This window comes from Pseudomonas sp. MS646 (assembly GCF_036693845.1).
GTDB classification, from domain to species: domain Bacteria; phylum Pseudomonadota; class Gammaproteobacteria; order Pseudomonadales; family Pseudomonadaceae; genus Aquipseudomonas; species Aquipseudomonas chlororaphis_E.
Genome location: NZ_CP144763.1, coordinates 5,566,062 through 5,582,242, shown reverse-complemented (window position 1 = coordinate 5,582,242; position 16,181 = coordinate 5,566,062). Strand labels below are relative to the sequence as shown.

The following is a 16,181-nucleotide window of genomic DNA, read 5'->3' as shown; positions in this document are numbered from 1 at the left end:
ATGGTCTGAAAAAGATGCTGGATAATAAAGCATGACCCGCTTGACGGCTAGCGCCGTCGGAGACCCTTGCAATGCCCGACCAAGATGTACGCCTGCAACACCTTAAAGTGTGGCTCGATGAACAACTGCCGATCCTTTTTGCCCGCGAGGGCTGGGGCGCCGTACCCCCGGCCACATTGACCGCGGCCAGCAGCGACGCGAGTTTCCGGCGTTATTTCCGCTGGGAAGGCGAGGGCCGCAGCCTGATCGTGATGGACGCGCCACCGCCCCAGGAAAACTGCAAACCGTTCGTGGATATCGCGTTTTTGCTGGCGAAATCCGGCATCAACGTGCCAAAAATTTATGCCGAAGACCTCGAACGTGGCTTTCTTTTGCTCAATGACCTGGGCAATCAGACCTACCTGGATGTGATCAACGGCGAAAATGCCGACGATTTATTCCGCGATGCCCTGCAGGCTTTGTTGGCTTTCCAGCAACTGCCCATGGTGGCGCCCCTGCCGAGCTACGACGTCGCCTTGCTGCGTCGCGAGCTGGAGCTGTTCCCCGAGTGGTACGTCAAGCGTGAGCTGGGCATCGAGTTCGATGGCGCCCAGCAGCAGCTCTGGCAGCAAGCCAGCGACCTGCTGATCGACAGCGCACTGGCCCAGCCAAAGGTGCTGGTGCATCGCGACTACATGCCACGCAACCTGATGCTCAGTACGCCGAATCCCGGTGTGCTGGACTTCCAGGATGCGGTCTACGGCCCCGTCACCTACGACGTGACCTGCCTGTTCAAGGATGCCTTCCTCAGTTGGCCCGAGGCACGCGTGCGCGGTTGGCTGCAGGACTACTGGCAGCAGGCCGGTGCCCTGGGCATCCCGGTTCAGCCGCAGCTCGAGGATTTCCTGCGGGCCAGCGACCTGATGGGCGTGCAGCGTCATCTCAAGGTGATCGGGATCTTCGCGCGCATCTGCCACCGTGACGGCAAGCCCCGTTACCTGGGCGATGTGCCGCGCTTCTTCGCTTATATAGAAGCCGTCGTTGCCCGGCGTCCCGAGCTGGCTCCCCTGGCCGAGTTGCTCGGCAGCCTGCGTCCATCGGCTGGAGCCACGGCATGAAGGCGATGATCCTGGCGGCGGGCAAGGGCGAGCGCATGCGCCCCCTGACGCTCACCACCCCCAAGCCGCTGATTCGCGCGGGCGGCGTGCCCTTGATCGAATACCACCTGCGGGCCCTGGCGAAGGCCGGGTTCACCGACATCGTGATCAATCACGCCTGGCTCGGCCAGCAGATCGAGGATCACCTGGGAGACGGTGCTCGCTTTGGCCTGAGCATCCGTTACTCGCCTGAAGGTGAACCGCTGGAGACCGGCGGCGGTATCTTGCGTGCGATGCCGTTGTTGGGCGAGGACGCGTTTGTGGTGGTCAATGGTGATGTCTGGACCGACTACGATTTCAGCGCCTTGCGCAAGCCGCTCGAAGGGCTGGCGCACCTGGTGCTGGTGGACAACCCGGCGCATCACCCGGAAGGCGATTTCATTCTGATCGATGGAAAGGTTCAGGATGAGGGCGCCGCTGCCGACAAACTGACCTACAGCGGCATCGCGGTCCTGCATCCGGCACTGTTCGACGGTTGCACGGCGGGCGCATTCAGGCTGGCACCCCTGCTGCGCAAGGCCATGGCCGAGGGGCGCGTCAGTGGGGAGCGCCTGCAAGGGCATTGGGTCGATGTCGGTACTCACGAACGTTTGGCGCAGGTCGAAACCTTGATAGAAGCGAGCGGTTGATATGTGGTGGCCAGGGACTCTGATTGGAGCCGGGGCGGGCTTTGCCATAGCCAGCATTCCGGGGGCCATGCTCGGCGCGTTGCTGGGGCAGGCGCTGGACCGGCGCCTGAACCTGCACGACTGGGCGCAGGTGCGCGAGCGGTTGGGCGGACGTCCGGCGCTGCGCAACGATGAGCTGTTGTTTGTCTTGCTGGGCCGGTTGGCCAAAAGCGATGGACGCGTGGTCGATGGTCATATCCAGCAGGCTCGCCAGGAGATGCGCTCGCTGGATTTGAGTGAGCCGGCGCAGCGCCGGGCCATCGCGGCATTCAACCGTGGCAAGTCGCAAAACGTCCCGTTGCGCGGCTACCTGCGGCGCCTGGCTGTCCAGCCCCATGCGGCCGAGGGTGTGTTGCGCGCGTGCTGGCGGATGGTCTGGGCGGACGGTCGCGCGGGTGAAAGCGAGCGTGAACTGATTGACCGTTGGGGCAAGTGGCTAGGCTGGACGCCGCAGCAGGTCAAGGCGCTGGCGGCGGATTACGAGCCGCAGAAACTGTCGCTGCCCACAAGCGGCGTGACGTATCAGGAGGCGCTGCGCCTGCTGGGGGTTTCGGCCACCAGCGAACCGTCGCAGATCAAGCGGGCCTACCGACGCCTGCTCAGTCGCCACCACCCGGACAAGATCGCCGGCAGCGGGGCCACGCCGTTGCAGGTGCGTGAAGCGACCGAGAAGACCCGGGAGCTGCACAACGCTTATCGGCTGATCCGGGAACGACGGGATTTTCGCTAGTTCCGCAGGATCGGTGACGGCCCCATGACGAGGGCGCTCGCTCTCTCGTCATGGACTAAAGGCTTCTATTGCCCCGCATTTTGCGGATTCAACCAACCGCGTACCCGACGAAACAGCTGCTCCTGGTCTGCCGAGAAATTGGGCAGCGCCTTGAGGGCCACCTGGCTGAAGGTCGAGTCTTTCAAGCGCTTGCTCGCCTGCAGACGCTCCAGCGCCGCGTTGCGGTCCAGCGGCTTATCCATGTAGAAGAGGTCGGCGGTCGCCAGTTTCAAGGTCGGTGTCAGTTCGGCCAGGCCAGGCTTGGCGGCGACTGGCGCCTGGGCGGCCACCATCACGAAGCGCTCGACTTGCGGCGGCTGCCGTTCATTGAGGTAGCGCGCCGCCCAATAGGCCCCCGTGCCATGGCCCAGCAGCACGATGTGGCGTGCACTCTGCTGTTCGGCGAAGGCCAGGGCGGCATCGATGCGGGCGAAGATGCGCTCGGCATCGGCCTTGGCGTGCTCTTCACCGGTCTCAGCGACGGCCGGATCCGCCGCGTCGGCTTCGCCCCCGGCCACTTGTTCGATCGGTGCCGCCGTGGTGGCATCCGGTGCTGCGGCGGCAGTGTCCGCCGGTTTGATGTCCGGGGGCGTTTGCACCACGCGTGGAGCGATCACGTCGCTTTGCAGGTCGGGCAGGGTGATACTCAGGCTGCTCCAGGCTACATCGGGCAGTTTCTTGCGCAACGGGCCGATGACTTGCGGCCAGTCAGCCGTTTCTCCAGCGCCGGGGACCAAGATGACCGCGCCCTTCGGGTCGCTGCTGTTGGCCGGTTTCCAGAGGGCCAGGAAGGTGTCGCTGCCGGCTTGCAGTTGCTGCTGTTCCTGGGACGGCACCTTTCGTTCCAGGGCGCTGGCTTCTTCCTGGCTACGCTCGAGCAGGGGTTGGCGCTCGGCGGGCTTCTCGGCCGGTTGCTCCGCAGCGGCGGGGGCCGGTTCGCTGGCCTGTGCAGAAAAGGACCCCGGCAGGATCAGCGACAGGCACAATGCTGGCAAGGCCAGGCGGTAAACAGAGGGCATCGGATATTCCATGACCAGAAGTAGTTCCGGCAGCCTAATGGGTTGGTCAGTATTTGTCAGTGCATGAGACTTCGATGATGCGTTTTTGCTGCCTGTGGGTTATCGGCTGTTTATGGCTTCCCTTGATGGCGTGGGCCGCGCCCGCGCCGCCCACGCACGGGGTCGCGCTCAATGCGCAGCAGCGCCAATGGCTGGCGCAACATCCGCAACTGCGGGTCGGCCTGGTGTTGCAGGCGCCCTATGCGCAATACGACCGGCGCCTGCAACGCTTGTCCGGCACCAACGTCGAGCTGATGCAGTGGCTGGGCAAGGCGTTGAACGTGGAACTCACCTGGCGCAACTTCCAGGACACCGCACAGCTGGAGGCGGCGCTGCGCGACGGCGAGGTGGATGTCGCGCCTGGCCTTACCCAGTCCCCGAGCGGGCTTCGGCTCTGGCAGTTTTCCGATCCTTACATGCGCGTGCCGCAATTGATCGTCGGTGAGCAGAAAGGCGCCGAGGGCGTGGAACTGGAAAAGCTCGACGCTCAGGTTCGCGTGGCGGTGCGCATGCCCAGTGCCACCGCGGATTACTTGCGCAGCACCTACCCGATGTTGAATCTTCAAGGCGTGCCGGTGGAGCGCGAGGCCCTGCAATTGTTGCTCAGCCAACAGGCCCGCTACGCCGTGGTCGACGAGGCGCAGTTGGGCCGGCTGATGGTGGAGCCGGAATTCGCCGGGTTGGTGGTGGTCGGCGACATCGGCTTGCCGCAGTTGCTGCGCGTGGCCACGCGCCGGGACTGGCCGGAACTGGCCGAGATCATCGACAGCGGCTTGCAGGCGATTCCGGCCAAGGAGCTGGAGCAACTGCACAGTCGCTGGCTCAAACCCAAGTACCCGCGCCTGACCGAGACGCCGGGCTTCTGGCAGAACCTCACCCTGCTGATGCTGGCCTTGTCATTGAGCTGCATCGCCATCGTCTTCTGGCAGCGCCGCCAGCAACGGGCGTTGGAGCGGCGACTGCGGGCCGCGCGCGAGGACATCGCCCAGAGAGCGGCCAGCGAGGAGGCCTTGCGCCTGACGCAGTTTTCCATTGACCAGAGCACGGTCGGCATCCTCTGGGTCAATTGGGACAGCCACGTGCGCTATGCCAACCGCGCCGCCGAAACCATGCTCGGCTATGCCCCCGGCGCCATCATCGACCGCCCCTTGATCGACTTCGAGCCGGGCCTGCACATGGATCGCTGGCTGAACCTGTGGAAGCGCGCCCGTGCCAGCGAGGACGGGCCGCAGAGTTTCGAGACCGAATGCGTGCGCGCCGACGGCAGTATCCTGCCGGCCGACGTGTCGTTGAGCTTTTTGCGCTTTCGCGACGCCGAATACCTGGTGGTCTACCTCAACGACGTGACCGAGCGTCGACGCGCGCTGGCGGCCTTGCGTGAAAGCGAGGCGCGCTTGCAAGGCATCGCCGCCAATGTACCGGGCCTGGTGTTTCGCCTGGAACGGGCGCCGGGCAGCGGCCAGATCGATTTTGCCTACATCAGCGAGGGCAGCGAGAGCCTGGTGGGGTATTCCCCCGCGACCCTTGCCCGCAGTGACACCGGGCTGCGCAGCCTGGTGCATCCGCAGGACAAGGCCAGTTACCACCGCACCCAGGACCAGGCGCTGGACAGCGACAGCGACTGGTCGTGGCAGGGCCGCATCCTGACCCGCGAAGGCCAGGAGCGCTGGGCCGAGATCAAGGCGATCACCCGGCGGCTGGAAGATGGCGCCTACGTCTGGGACGGCATTGTCTGGGACATCACCGACAGCAAGCGTATCGAGTTGGAGCTGGCCAGCTCCCGGGAGCAGTTGCGCGAGTTGTCGGCGCACCTGGAAAGCGTGCGGGAAGAGGAAAAGGCCCGCATCGCCCGGGAAGTCCATGACGAGTTGGGCCAGATGCTGACGGTGTTGAAGCTGGAAACTTCCATGTGTGAACTGGCCTACGCGCAACTGGACCCAGGCCTTCAGGAACGACTCAACAGCATGAAGCGCCTGATCGCCCAGTTGTTCCAGCTGGTGCGGGACGTGGCGACGGCGTTGCGTCCGCCGATCCTCGACGCGGGCATCGCCTCGGCCATCGAATGGCAGGCCCGGCGCTTCGAGGCCCGTACGCAGATTCCGTGCCTGGTGCAGGTGCCGGACAATCTGCCACCCCTGAGCGATGCCAAGGCCATTGGCCTGTTCCGGATTCTCCAGGAGGCGCTGACCAACGTGATGCGCCATGCCCAGGCGCATACCGTGGAACTGACGCTGGTGCGCGAGGGCGATGAATTGTGTCTGACCGTCAGCGACGACGGTGTAGGATTCATCGCAGCGGCAGGTCGGCCGACATCCTTTGGCCTGGTCGGCATGCGTGAACGGGTGCTGATCATGGGCGGGCGGTTGTCCCTGGAAAGCCACCCGGGGGAGGGGACTACACTGGCGGTATGGGTGCCGTTGGAGGAGGCCTGATGGTTTGGGTTGCCTGGGCTGACACTATCGCGAGCAAGCTCGCTCCCACATTGATTGAGGTGTACACAAACCTTGTGGGAGCGAGCTCGCTCGCGATGAGATCCTGAATCTGGAGAAGAATGTGATCCGTGTACTGGTAGCCGAAGACCACACCATCGTCCGCGAAGGCATCAAGCAGTTGATCGGCCTGGCGAAGGACCTGGTGGTGGTGGGTGAGGCAAGCAATGGCGAGCAACTGCTCGATATCCTGCGCCAGGTGCCTTGCGAGGTCGTGCTGCTGGATATTTCCATGCCGGGCGTCAATGGCCTGGAGGCGATCCCGCGGATCCGTGCGCTGAACAATCCACCCGCGATCCTGATGCTGTCGATGCACGACGAGGCGCAAATGGCCGCTCGCGCCCTGAAAGTCGGCGCCGCGGGCTACGCGACCAAGGACAGCGACCCGGCCTTGCTGCTCATGGCGATTCGCAAGGTGGCGGCCGGCGGCCGCTACATAGACCCGGAACTGGCGGACCGGATGGTTTTCGAAGTCGGCCTGACCGACACGCGCCCGTTGCACTCACTGCTGTCGGAGCGCGAATTCTCGGTGTTCGAGCGCCTGGCCCAAGGCGCAAACGTCAATGACATCGCCCAACAACTGGCCCTGAGCAGCAAGACCATCAGCACCCACAAGGCGCGGCTGATGCAGAAACTCAACATCACTTCCCTGGCCGAGCTGGTGAAGTACGCCATGGAACACAAACTCCTCTAATCTTCACCAGATTCCCCTGTGGGAGCGAGCTTGCTCGCGAAGGCGGCGCATTAGTCGATAGAAGTGTTGAACATGATGACGCCTTCGCGAGCAAGCCCGCTCCCACAGGGGTAATGCGTTGGCATATCCATTTGCGACACGCTCCAGCACGGCTGCTCGCCCTTGCTTGCCGCCTGCCGCTCGAAGCTCGTGGCTGCATTTATCCAATCCCGCCATCCGTGTAGGGCAATCCCTACCCCCGCACTTCCATCCGTCTGAGGTGATTCTCTCCTGCGCCCCGATTTGCGCGGGGGCGAGGCTCCACTAGGCTTGATTCACAAGCAGTCATCAATACAAAAGGTGCGGGTATGAGCCAGGTCGATTCAAGCGCGGGGGCCAGCGATGTGCTGGTCAGCTTTCGTGGTGTGCAAAAGAGCTACGATGGCGAGAACCTGATCGTCAAGGACCTCAACCTGGACATTCGCAAAGGCGAATTCCTCACCCTGCTCGGGCCGTCCGGCTCGGGCAAGACCACCAGCCTGATGATGCTCGCCGGATTTGAAACCCCGACGGCCGGTGAAATCCAACTGGCCGGGCGCGCCATCAACCATGTGCCGCCGCACAAGCGCGACATCGGCATGGTGTTCCAGAACTACGCGCTGTTCCCCCACATGACCGTCGCCGAGAACCTCGCGTTCCCGCTGACCGTGCGTGGCCTGAACAAGAGTGATGTGAGCGACCGGGTCAAGCGCGTGCTGAGCATGGTCCAGCTGGACAGCTTCGCCCAACGCTACCCGGCGCAGCTGTCCGGCGGTCAGCAGCAGCGTGTGGCGTTGGCCCGGGCCCTGGTGTTCGAGCCGCAACTGGTGCTGATGGACGAACCCCTCGGGGCGCTGGACAAGCAACTGCGCGAACACATGCAGATGGAAATCAAGCACCTGCACCAGCGCCTTGGCGTGACCGTGGTCTACGTGACCCACGACCAGGGCGAAGCCTTGACCATGTCCGACCGCGTGGCGGTGTTCCACCAGGGCGAGATCCAGCAGATCGCGCCACCGCGCACGCTTTATGAAGAGCCGAAAAACACCTTCGTTGCCAACTTCATCGGCGAGAACAATCGCCTCAGTGGCCGCCTGCACAGCCAGACCGGCGATCGCTGCCTGGTGGAGTTGGGGCGTGGCGAGAAGGTCGAGGCGCTGGCGGTCAACGTCGGCCAGCCCGGCGAGCCGGTGACCCTGTCGATCCGCCCGGAGCGGGTGAGCCTCAACGGCGCAAGCGAACAATGTGTCAACCGCTTCTCAGGGAGGGTGGCGGAATTCATCTATCTGGGCGACCACGTCCGGGTTCGCCTGGAAGTCTGCGGCAAGAACGACTTCTTCGTGAAACAGCCGATTGCCGAGCTCGATCCCGGGCTCGCCGTCGGGGACGTGGTTCCGCTTGGCTGGCAAGTCGAGCATGTGCGTGCGCTCGATCCCCTTCTAGAGGCGAATTGATCGCCCCCTGCTGTACCAACACCAACCCTGCACGTGGAGAGAACAATAAATGTTGAGATCCCTGAAGTTCACAGCCCTGACCCTGGGCATGATGGGTGCGGCAAGCGCGATGGCGGCGGGCCCGGACCTGACCGTGGTGTCTTTTGGCGGGGCGAACAAGGCGGCGCAGGTCAAGGCCTTCTACGCACCTTGGGAAGCGGCCGGCAACGGCAAGATCGTGGCGGGCGAGTACAACGGCGAAATGGCCAAGGTCAAGGCCATGGTCGACACCAAGAGCGTTTCCTGGGACCTGGTGGAAGTCGAGTCCCCGGAATTGTCCCGCGGTTGCGACGAGGACATGTTCGAGCAACTGGACCCGGCCCTGTTCGGCAAGACCGAAGACTACGTCAAGGGCGCCATCCAGCCGTGCGGCGTCGGCTTCTTCGTGTGGTCGACCGTCCTGGCCTACAACGCCGACAAACTGAAGACCGCGCCGACCAGTTGGGCCGACTTCTGGGACACCAAGCAATTCCCGGGCAAGCGTGGCCTGCGCAAGGGCGCCAAGTACACCCTGGAATTCGCCTTGATGGCCGATGGCGTCGCGCCCAAGGACGTGTACAAGGTGCTGGCCGGCAAGGATGGCCAGGACCGTGCGTTCAAGAAGCTCGACGAACTCAAGCCGAACATCCAGTGGTGGGAAGCGGGCGCCCAGCCGCCGCAGTACCTGGCCTCCGGTGACGTGGTCATGAGCTCGGCCTACAACGGCCGGATCGCCGCGGTACAGAAGGAAAGCAACCTGAAAGTGGTGTGGAACGGCGGCATCTACGACTTCGACGCCTGGGCCATCCCGCGCGGCCTGGACAAAACCCGCGCCGAAGCGGCGAAGAAGTTCATCGCCTTCTCGGTAGCACCGCAACAGCAGAAGACCTACTCGGAAAACATCGCCTACGGCCCTGCCAACACCCAGGCCGTACCGTTGCTGGCCAAGGATGTGCTGAAAGACATGCCGACCACCCCGGAAAACATCGCCAACCAGGTGCAGATCGACGTCAGCTTCTGGGCTGACAACGGCGAGCAACTGGAGCAGCGCTTCAACTCCTGGGCGGCCAAGTAACCCGACAGTCTGAAGCTGGATGAAATCCATGTGGGAGCGAGCTTGCTCGCGATAGCGGTTTGTCAGACACATCAATGTTGAATGTGCCGTAGCCATCGCGAGCAAGCTCGCTCCCACAGGTTCTTGCTCCAATCGGGTGTTTCAAAAGAACAGGGGCGCTCCCCCGCCCCTGTAACGATAAAAAGATTTGCGGAGTTCGCCATGGCCATCGCCGTTCCACTGAACGCGGGCACCAGCCCCAACCTGAAGCAGCGGCTCAAGCGCGCCGAGCGGGTCAACCGCTGGAAGGCCCAGGCCTTGATCGCGCCGCTGGTGCTGTTTCTGCTACTGGTGTTCCTCGTGCCCATCGTGGCGCTGTTGTTCAAAAGCGTCAGCAACCCCGAAGTGGTCGGCGCCATGCCGCGCACCGTGGCTGTGATCTCAACGTGGGACGGACGGGGGTTGCCGGGCGAACCGGTCTACAAGGCCGCCAGTGAAGACCTGGCCGAGGCCCGCAAGAACCAGACCCTGGGCGATCTGTCCAAGCGTCTGAACATGGAGTCGGCCGGCTACCGCAGCCTGTTGACCAAGACGGCTCGCGCGTTGCCGTTTGCCACCGAGCCGGCCTCTTATAAAGAAGCCCTGGAAAACCTCGACGAGCGTTGGGGCGACCCGGCCTACTGGCAGGTGATCCGCCGCAATACCAGTAACGTCACCCCTTATTACCTGCTGGCGGCTGTCGATCACCGTATCGACGACCTCGGCGAACTGGCCCCGGCCACCCCCGACCAGGCGATCTACCTGGACATCTTCGCCCGTACCTTCTGGATGGGCCTGATCATCACCGCGATCTGCCTGGTGCTGGCCTACCCGTTGGCCTACCTGCTGGCGAACCTGCCGTCACGCCAGAGCAACCTGTTGATGATCCTGGTGCTGCTGCCGTTCTGGACATCGATCCTGGTGCGGGTGGCAGCGTGGATCGTGCTGTTGCAATCGGGTGGCTTGATCAACAGCGCCCTGATGGCCATGGGCGTGATCGACAAGCCGCTGGAGCTGGTGTTCAACCGCACGGGTGTCTACATCTCGATGGTCCACATCCTGCTGCCGTTCATGATCCTGCCGATCTACAGCGTGATGAAAGGCATCTCGCCCACCTACATGCGTGCGGCCATTTCCCTGGGCTGCCATCCATTCGCCAGTTTCTGGCGGGTGTACTTCCCGCAGACCTATGCCGGCGTCGGCGCCGGTTGCCTGTTGGTGTTCATCCTCGCCATCGGCTACTACATCACCCCGGCATTGCTGGGCAGCCCGAACGACCAGATGGTCAGCTACTTCGTCGCCTTCTACACCAACACCAGCATCAACTGGGGCATGGCCACGGCACTCGGCGGGCTGCTGTTGCTGGCGACCATCGTGCTTTATCTGATTTACAGCTGGCTGGTGGGCGCCAGTCGCCTGCGCCTGAGCTAAGGGGAGATTGAAAATGGTGAGTCCTTACATGTCCCCCGTGGAACGGGTGTGGTTCTACTGCTTGCGCACGCTCTGCGGGCTGATCCTGTTGTTCCTGATCCTGCCGGTGCTGGTGATCGTTCCGCTGTCGTTCAACTCCGGCAGCTTCCTGGTGTACCCGCTGCAAGGCTTTTCGCTGCAGTGGTACCACGACTTCTTCGCCTCCGCCGAATGGATGCGCGCGCTGAAGAACAGCATCATCGTCGCCCCGGCGGCGACGTTGCTGGCGATGGTCTTCGGTACGCTGGCGGCCATCGGCCTGACCCGCGGCGACTTTCCGGGCAAGGCGCTGGTGATGGCCCTGGTGATTTCGCCCATGGTGGTGCCGGTGGTGATCATCGGGGTCGCCAGCTACCTGTTTTTCGCGCCGCTGGGGATGGGCAACAGCTTCATCTCGCTGATCGTGGTGCACGCGGTGCTGGGCGTACCGTTCGTCATCATCACCGTGTCGGCGACCTTGCAGGGGTTCAACCACAACCTGGTGCGGGCGGCCGCCAGCCTCGGCGCTTCGCCGCTGACTGCATTTCGTCGGGTGACCTTGCCGTTGATCGCCCCGGGCGTCATCTCCGGGGCGCTGTTCGCCTTCGCGACGTCGTTCGATGAAGTGGTGGTGACCCTGTTCCTCGCCGGACCCGAACAGGCCACGCTGCCTCGGCAGATGTTCAGCGGCATCCGTGAAAACCTCAGCCCGACCATCGCTGCGGCGGCGACGCTGTTGATCGCGTTCTCGGTGATCCTGCTGCTGACGCTGGAGTGGCTGCGTGGGCGCAGCGAGAAGTTGCGCACGGCCCAGGCCTGAAGGCTGCGTTGTCCAAATGTGGGAGCGAGCTTGCTCGCGATAGCGGTAGAGCATTCAACATTGATGCTGAATGTCAGTGCGCTATCGCGAGCAAGCTCGCTCCCACAGGGTTTCTCATTGCATTCATCAGCTGAATGGCAGAACAACCCCCGATACCGAGCTATCCTTGTGCCAGCCCATACTCGAACAAGAGGCCGCGCACATGAGTCTTTCCTCATTCAAGATCGCCCACAAACTGATCACCGGTGCCGCTGCCATCGAGCAACTGGCGGCCGAGTTGACGCGCCTGGACGTCGACAACCCGCTGATCGTGACCGATGCCGTGCTGGTCAAGTCCGGCACCGTGGAGCTGGCCCTGCAACATCTGGGTGGGCGTGACTACGAGATTTTCGACCGGGTCATGCCGGACCCGGAAATCGCCATCGTCGAAGATTGCATGCAGGCCTACCGTGACGGCGGCCATGACGGCCTGATCGGGCTGGGCGGTGGCAGTGCCATCGACATTGCCAAGTGCGTCGGCGTCTACGCCGGCTATCACGGTGAGTTGCAGGACATGTTCGGCGTCGACCAGGTGCCGCGCAAAGGCCCGCCGATGATCGCCATCCCCACCACTGCCGGAACGGGCTCGGAAGTCACCAACGTGGCGATCCTTTCCGACAAGGCGGCGCAACTGAAAAAAGGCATCGTCAGCGACTACCTGTTGCCGGACGTGGCGCTGGTTAGCCCGCAGATGACCCTGACGTGCCCGCGCAGCGTGACCGCGTCCAGTGGCGTCGATGCGCTGGTGCATGCCGTCGAGGCCTACCTGTCGCTCAATGCTTCGCCGATCACCGATGCCCTGGCCATCGGCGCGGTCAAGCTGATCACCCGCGCGTTGCCCAAGGCCTACGCCAACCCGGCCCACCTGCAAGCCCGCGAAGACATGGCCACCGCCAGCCTGATGGCCGGCATGGCCTTTGGCAACGCCGGGGTCGGGGCCGTGCATGCGCTGGCGTACCCGTTGGGCGGGCGTTTCCACATCTCCCATGGGGTGGCCAATGCGCTGTTGCTGCCCTACGTGATGGCCTGGAACAAAATGGCCTGTGTCGAGCGCATGCGCGACATCGCCGAGGCCATGGGCATCAAGACTGCTCACCTGAGCGATCTCGAGGCGGCCGATGAAGCTGTCGAGGCCATGGTTGCGTTGTGTGTCGCGGTAGAGATCCCTCGGGGCATGAGCGGCCTGGGCGTGACCGAAGATGTGATTCCGGCCATGGCCGTGGAAGCCGCCGGGATCGAGCGGCTGATGCGCAACAACCCGCGCAAGCTGAGTGCGGCGGATATCGAGAAGATCTACCGCGCGGCGTATTGATCGACTGTCACGGTGGGCGCGCCAAATCTTGCGGTATACAATGCGCGCCATCGTGATTTCGCTCAAAACAGGTGCGTCATGCAGCCCTTCGCTATTGCTCCGTCGATTCTCTCCGCCGACTTCGCCCGCCTGGGCGAGGAAGTGGACAACGTTCTGGCCGCCGGGGCCGACATCGTGCACTTCGATGTCATGGACAATCACTACGTGCCCAACCTGACCATCGGTCCGATGGTCTGCGCGGCGCTGCGCAAGTACGGCGTCACCGCGCCGATCGACGCACACCTGATGGTCAGCCCGGTAGACCGCATCGTCGGCGACTTCATCGAAGCCGGCGCGACCTACATCACCTTTCACCCCGAAGCCACCCAGCACATTGACCGTTCCCTGCAGTTGATCCGCGAGGGCGGTTGCAAGTCCGGCCTGGTGTTCAACCCGGCCACGCCCCTGGACGTGCTCAAGTACGTGATGGACAAGGTCGACATGGTCTTGCTCATGAGCGTCAACCCCGGCTTCGGTGGGCAGAAGTTCATTCCCGGCACCCTCGACAAACTGCGTGAAGCCCGTGCGCTGATCGATGCCTCGGGCCGTGACATCCGCCTGGAAATCGACGGTGGCGTGAATGTGAACAACATCCGCGAAATCGCCATGGCCGGCGCCGACACCTTTGTCGCCGGCTCGGCGATCTTCAATGCCCCGGACTACAAGGACGTCATCGACAAGATGCGCGCCGAACTGGCCCTGGCACGCCCATGAGCGGTTTCGAGCAGCTGTTCCCCGGCAGCTTGCCGCGTCTGGTGATGTTCGACCTCGATGGCACCCTGGTCGATTCGGTCCCGGACCTCGCGGCGGCCGTGGACAGCATGTTGCTCAAGCTCGGGCGTCCGCCGGCTGGCCTCGATGCGGTCCGGCATTGGGTCGGCAACGGCGCGCCGATGCTGGTGCGCCGGGCCCTGGCTAATGACATCGCAGCCGAGGGCGTGGATGACGCCCAGGTCGAGCAGGCGCTGGAACTGTTCAATGAAGCCTATGAGGGCGATCATTCGCTGACGGTGGTTTACCCCGGCGTGCGCTCCACCCTCAAGTGGTTGCAAAAGCAGGGCGTGGAAATGGCGCTGATCACCAACAAGCCGGAGCGCTTCGTCGCGCCGTTGCTGGACCAGATGAAAATCGGCCGCTATTTCCGCTGGATCATCGGTGGCGACACCTTGCCGCAGAAGAAGCCTGATCCGGCGGCGCTGTTCTTCGTCATGAAAATGGCCAACATCCCGGCGTCCCAATCGCTGTTCGTCGGTGACTCGCGCAGCGATGTGCTGGCGGCGAAAGCGGCGGGGGTCAAGTGCGTGGCGCTCAGTTATGGCTACAACCATGGCCGGCCCATCGCCGAAGAGTTTCCCGCGTTGGTGATCGACGATTTGCGCCTGCTAATTCCCGGTTGCCTGGACCCTGCCGCTGAGATAACGTTGCCCGACGCTGTTCAATCCTCTTCTGGAAACGCCATCGTGGTGGTCACTCGCAAACTCTGGATGAAAGTCATCAAGGCCTTGGCCCGCTGGCGTTGGCGCGCCTGACGTGATCCTGCCGGTTGTCCGGCGCGTTTGCATTCCTGACTGTCAGCTCCTCTTGCCACGAGGCACCCCATGATCCGCGAAGAATTCCTGCGTCTAGCCGCTGCCGGCTACAACCGCATTCCGCTTGCCTGCGAAACCCTGGCCGACTTCGACACGCCGTTGTCGATCTACCTCAAGCTGGCTGACCAGCCCAATTCCTACCTGCTCGAATCGGTGCAGGGCGGCGAGAAGTGGGGGCGTTATTCCATCATCGGCCTGCCGTGCCGCACGGTGCTTCGGGTCCACGACCATCGCGTCAGCGTGACCCATGACGGTGTCGAGGTCGAAAGCCACGAGGTCGAAGACCCGCTGGCCTTCGTCGAAACCTTCAAGGCCCGCTACAACGTGCCAACCATTGCCGGGCTGCCGCGCTTCAACGGTGGCCTGGTGGGGTACTTCGGCTACGATTGCGTGCGCTACGTGGAAAAACGCCTCGGCACCTGCCCGAACCCCGATCCGCTGGGCGTGCCGGACATCCTGCTGATGGTGTCCGACGCGGTCGTCGTCTTCGACAACCTGGCCGGCAAGATGCACGCGATCGTCCTCGCCGATCCGTCGCACGAAGATGCCTACGAGCAAGGCCAACAAAGCCTGCAAGCGTTGTTGGAAAAGCTCCGCCAGCCGATCACGCCGCGCCCTGGCCTGGATTTCAGCAAACAGTCGGCGGCCGACCCGGTGTTCCGTTCAAGCTTCACCCAGGCTGATTACGAGCGGGCCGTCGACACCATCAAGGAATACATCCTGGCCGGTGACTGCATGCAGGTCGTGCCGTCGCAGCGAATGTCCATCGACTTCAAGGCGGCGCCCATCGACCTGTATCGGGCGCTGCGCTGCTTCAACCCGACGCCCTACATGTACTTCTTCAACTTCGGCGACTTCCATGTCGTGGGCAGTTCGCCGGAAGTGCTGGTTCGGGTCGAAGACAACCTGATCACCGTGCGGCCGATCGCCGGTACGCGCCCCCGCGGCGCCACCGAGGAAGCCGACCGGGCGCTGGAAGAAGACCTGCTGTCGGACGCCAAGGAAATCGCCGAGCACCTGATGCTGATCGACCTGGGGCGCAACGACACTGGACGGGTGTCGGAAGTCGGCTCGGTGAAGCTCACCGAGAAAATGGTCATCGAGCGCTATTCCAATGTGATGCACATCGTGTCCAACGTCACCGGCCAACTGAAGGCCGGACTGACGGCGATGGACGCCTTGCGGGCGATCCTGCCGGCGGGCACCTTGTCCGGCGCGCCGAAAATCCGCGCGATGGAAATCATCGACGAACTCGAGCCGGTCAAGCGTGGCGTGTATGGCGGGGCGGTGGGTTACTTCGCCTGGAACGGCAACATGGACACCGCCATTGCCATTCGCACGGCGGTGATCAAGAACGGTGAACTGCACGTGCAGGCCGGTGGTGGCATCGTCGCCGACTCGGTGCCGGCGCTGGAATGGGAAGAAACCCTGAACAAGCGTCGTGCGATGTTCCGTGCCGTGGCGCTGGCCGAACAGACTTCGAGCGATTGAAACCCCTTCAACAACTCGATCAATGTGTGGGAGCGAGCTTGCTCG

General features: G+C 63.4%; 14 protein-coding genes. 13 read left to right on the top strand and 1 reads right to left on the bottom strand.

Translation table 11 applies throughout. The annotated features are described in order from the left end of the window. Positions 1-71: 71 nt before the first annotated feature. The 3 genes from V3H56_RS24765 to V3H56_RS24755 are packed head-to-tail and all read left to right on the top strand — an operon-like array spanning position 72 to position 2,534. The gene (locus V3H56_RS24765; protein WP_338473959.1) at positions 72-1,097 is read left to right on the top strand and encodes a phosphotransferase; all 1,026 of its coding nucleotides are present in this window, start codon (positions 72-74) and stop codon (positions 1,095-1,097) included. Beyond that, positions 1,094-1,765 carry an N-acetylmuramate alpha-1-phosphate uridylyltransferase MurU gene (murU, locus tag V3H56_RS24760; protein WP_123579678.1) on the top strand — a complete coding sequence of 224 codons (672 nt, stop codon included), beginning with the start codon at positions 1,094-1,096 and terminating at the stop codon, positions 1,763-1,765. The genes V3H56_RS24765 and murU overlap by 4 nt, the downstream gene beginning before the upstream one ends. 1 nt (position 1,766) lies before the next feature. Further along, a complete protein-coding gene (locus V3H56_RS24755) occupies positions 1,767-2,534 on the top strand; it encodes a TerB family tellurite resistance protein (RefSeq protein ID WP_042730363.1) in 768 nt (255 codons plus the stop codon). A 65-nt stretch (positions 2,535-2,599) separates the two neighbouring features. Here the strand turns inward: V3H56_RS24755 and V3H56_RS24750 are convergent, their stop codons facing one another. After that, positions 2,600-3,592, bottom strand: coding sequence for an alpha/beta hydrolase family protein (locus V3H56_RS24750; protein WP_047735950.1), 993 nt, complete (start codon positions 3,590-3,592; stop codon positions 2,600-2,602). Between the two features lie 74 nt (positions 3,593-3,666). On the opposite strand from V3H56_RS24750, the gene V3H56_RS24745 reads away from it, so the two are divergent. The 10 genes from V3H56_RS24745 to trpE all read left to right on the top strand — a co-directional run bounded on the left by V3H56_RS24745 (position 3,667) and on the right by trpE (position 16,136). Beyond that, positions 3,667-6,063, top strand: a complete 2,397-nt coding sequence (locus V3H56_RS24745) for a transporter substrate-binding domain-containing protein (RefSeq protein ID WP_338473958.1) — start codon at positions 3,667-3,669, stop codon at positions 6,061-6,063. 121 nt (positions 6,064-6,184) lie between these two features. Continuing rightward, positions 6,185-6,814 (top strand): response regulator transcription factor, encoded by a 630-nt coding sequence (locus V3H56_RS24740; protein ID WP_042730721.1) that lies wholly within the window; start codon positions 6,185-6,187, stop codon positions 6,812-6,814. A gap of 347 nt (positions 6,815-7,161) precedes the next feature. Then, entirely contained in the window at positions 7,162-8,286 is a 1,125-nt protein-coding gene (locus tag V3H56_RS24735; RefSeq protein ID WP_042730718.1) for an ABC transporter ATP-binding protein, read from the top strand. A 49-nt stretch (positions 8,287-8,335) separates the two neighbouring features. Then, positions 8,336-9,379: an ABC transporter substrate-binding protein gene (locus tag V3H56_RS24730; RefSeq protein ID WP_042730717.1), complete on the top strand. Its 1,044-nt coding sequence runs from the start codon at positions 8,336-8,338 to the stop codon at positions 9,377-9,379. Positions 9,380-9,580: 201 nt separating this feature from the next. After that, complete coding sequence (locus tag V3H56_RS24725; protein WP_042730716.1) at positions 9,581-10,828, top strand: ABC transporter permease; 1,248 nt, start codon at positions 9,581-9,583, stop codon at positions 10,826-10,828. A 13-nt stretch (positions 10,829-10,841) separates the two neighbouring features. Next, complete coding sequence (locus tag V3H56_RS24720; protein WP_042730715.1) at positions 10,842-11,666, top strand: ABC transporter permease; 825 nt, start codon at positions 10,842-10,844, stop codon at positions 11,664-11,666. Positions 11,667-11,868: 202 nt separating this feature from the next. Continuing rightward, positions 11,869-13,017, top strand: a complete 1,149-nt coding sequence (locus V3H56_RS24715; RefSeq protein ID WP_042730714.1) for an iron-containing alcohol dehydrogenase — start codon at positions 11,869-11,871, stop codon at positions 13,015-13,017. Positions 13,018-13,095: 78 nt separating this feature from the next. Beyond that, positions 13,096-13,770 carry a ribulose-phosphate 3-epimerase gene (gene rpe, locus V3H56_RS24710; protein WP_042730713.1) on the top strand — a complete coding sequence of 225 codons (675 nt, stop codon included), beginning with the start codon at positions 13,096-13,098 and terminating at the stop codon, positions 13,768-13,770. Continuing rightward, positions 13,767-14,585, top strand: a complete 819-nt coding sequence (locus tag V3H56_RS24705; protein ID WP_338473957.1) for a phosphoglycolate phosphatase — start codon at positions 13,767-13,769, stop codon at positions 14,583-14,585. Before rpe ends, V3H56_RS24705 begins: the two co-directional genes overlap by 4 nt. 69 nt (positions 14,586-14,654) lie before the next feature. Further along, entirely contained in the window at positions 14,655-16,136 is a 1,482-nt protein-coding gene (gene trpE / locus V3H56_RS24700; RefSeq protein ID WP_123579675.1) for an anthranilate synthase component I, read from the top strand. Positions 16,137-16,181 lie beyond the last annotated feature (45 nt).

Excerpts from the sequence above, each read along its gene's own strand:
- V3H56_RS24765 (WP_338473959.1), top strand. The coding sequence starts at position 72 with ATGCCCGACCAAGATGTACGCCTGCAACACCTTAAAGTGTGGCTCGAT.
- murU (WP_123579678.1), top strand. The coding sequence starts at position 1,094 with ATGAAGGCGATGATCCTGGCGGCGGGCAAGGGCGAGCGCATGCGCCCC.
- V3H56_RS24755 (WP_042730363.1), top strand. The coding sequence starts at position 1,767 with ATGTGGTGGCCAGGGACTCTGATTGGAGCCGGGGCGGGCTTTGCCATA.
- V3H56_RS24750 (WP_047735950.1), bottom strand. The coding sequence starts at position 3,592 with ATGCCCTCTGTTTACCGCCTGGCCTTGCCAGCATTGTGCCTGTCGCTG.
- V3H56_RS24745 (WP_338473958.1), top strand. The coding sequence starts at position 3,667 with ATGATGCGTTTTTGCTGCCTGTGGGTTATCGGCTGTTTATGGCTTCCC.
- V3H56_RS24735 (WP_042730718.1), top strand. The coding sequence starts at position 7,162 with ATGAGCCAGGTCGATTCAAGCGCGGGGGCCAGCGATGTGCTGGTCAGC.
- V3H56_RS24730 (WP_042730717.1), top strand. The coding sequence starts at position 8,336 with ATGTTGAGATCCCTGAAGTTCACAGCCCTGACCCTGGGCATGATGGGT.
- V3H56_RS24725 (WP_042730716.1), top strand. The coding sequence starts at position 9,581 with ATGGCCATCGCCGTTCCACTGAACGCGGGCACCAGCCCCAACCTGAAG.
- V3H56_RS24720 (WP_042730715.1), top strand. The coding sequence starts at position 10,842 with ATGGTGAGTCCTTACATGTCCCCCGTGGAACGGGTGTGGTTCTACTGC.
- V3H56_RS24715 (WP_042730714.1), top strand. The coding sequence starts at position 11,869 with ATGAGTCTTTCCTCATTCAAGATCGCCCACAAACTGATCACCGGTGCC.
- rpe (WP_042730713.1), top strand. The coding sequence starts at position 13,096 with ATGCAGCCCTTCGCTATTGCTCCGTCGATTCTCTCCGCCGACTTCGCC.
- V3H56_RS24705 (WP_338473957.1), top strand. The coding sequence starts at position 13,767 with ATGAGCGGTTTCGAGCAGCTGTTCCCCGGCAGCTTGCCGCGTCTGGTG.
- trpE (WP_123579675.1), top strand. The coding sequence starts at position 14,655 with ATGATCCGCGAAGAATTCCTGCGTCTAGCCGCTGCCGGCTACAACCGC.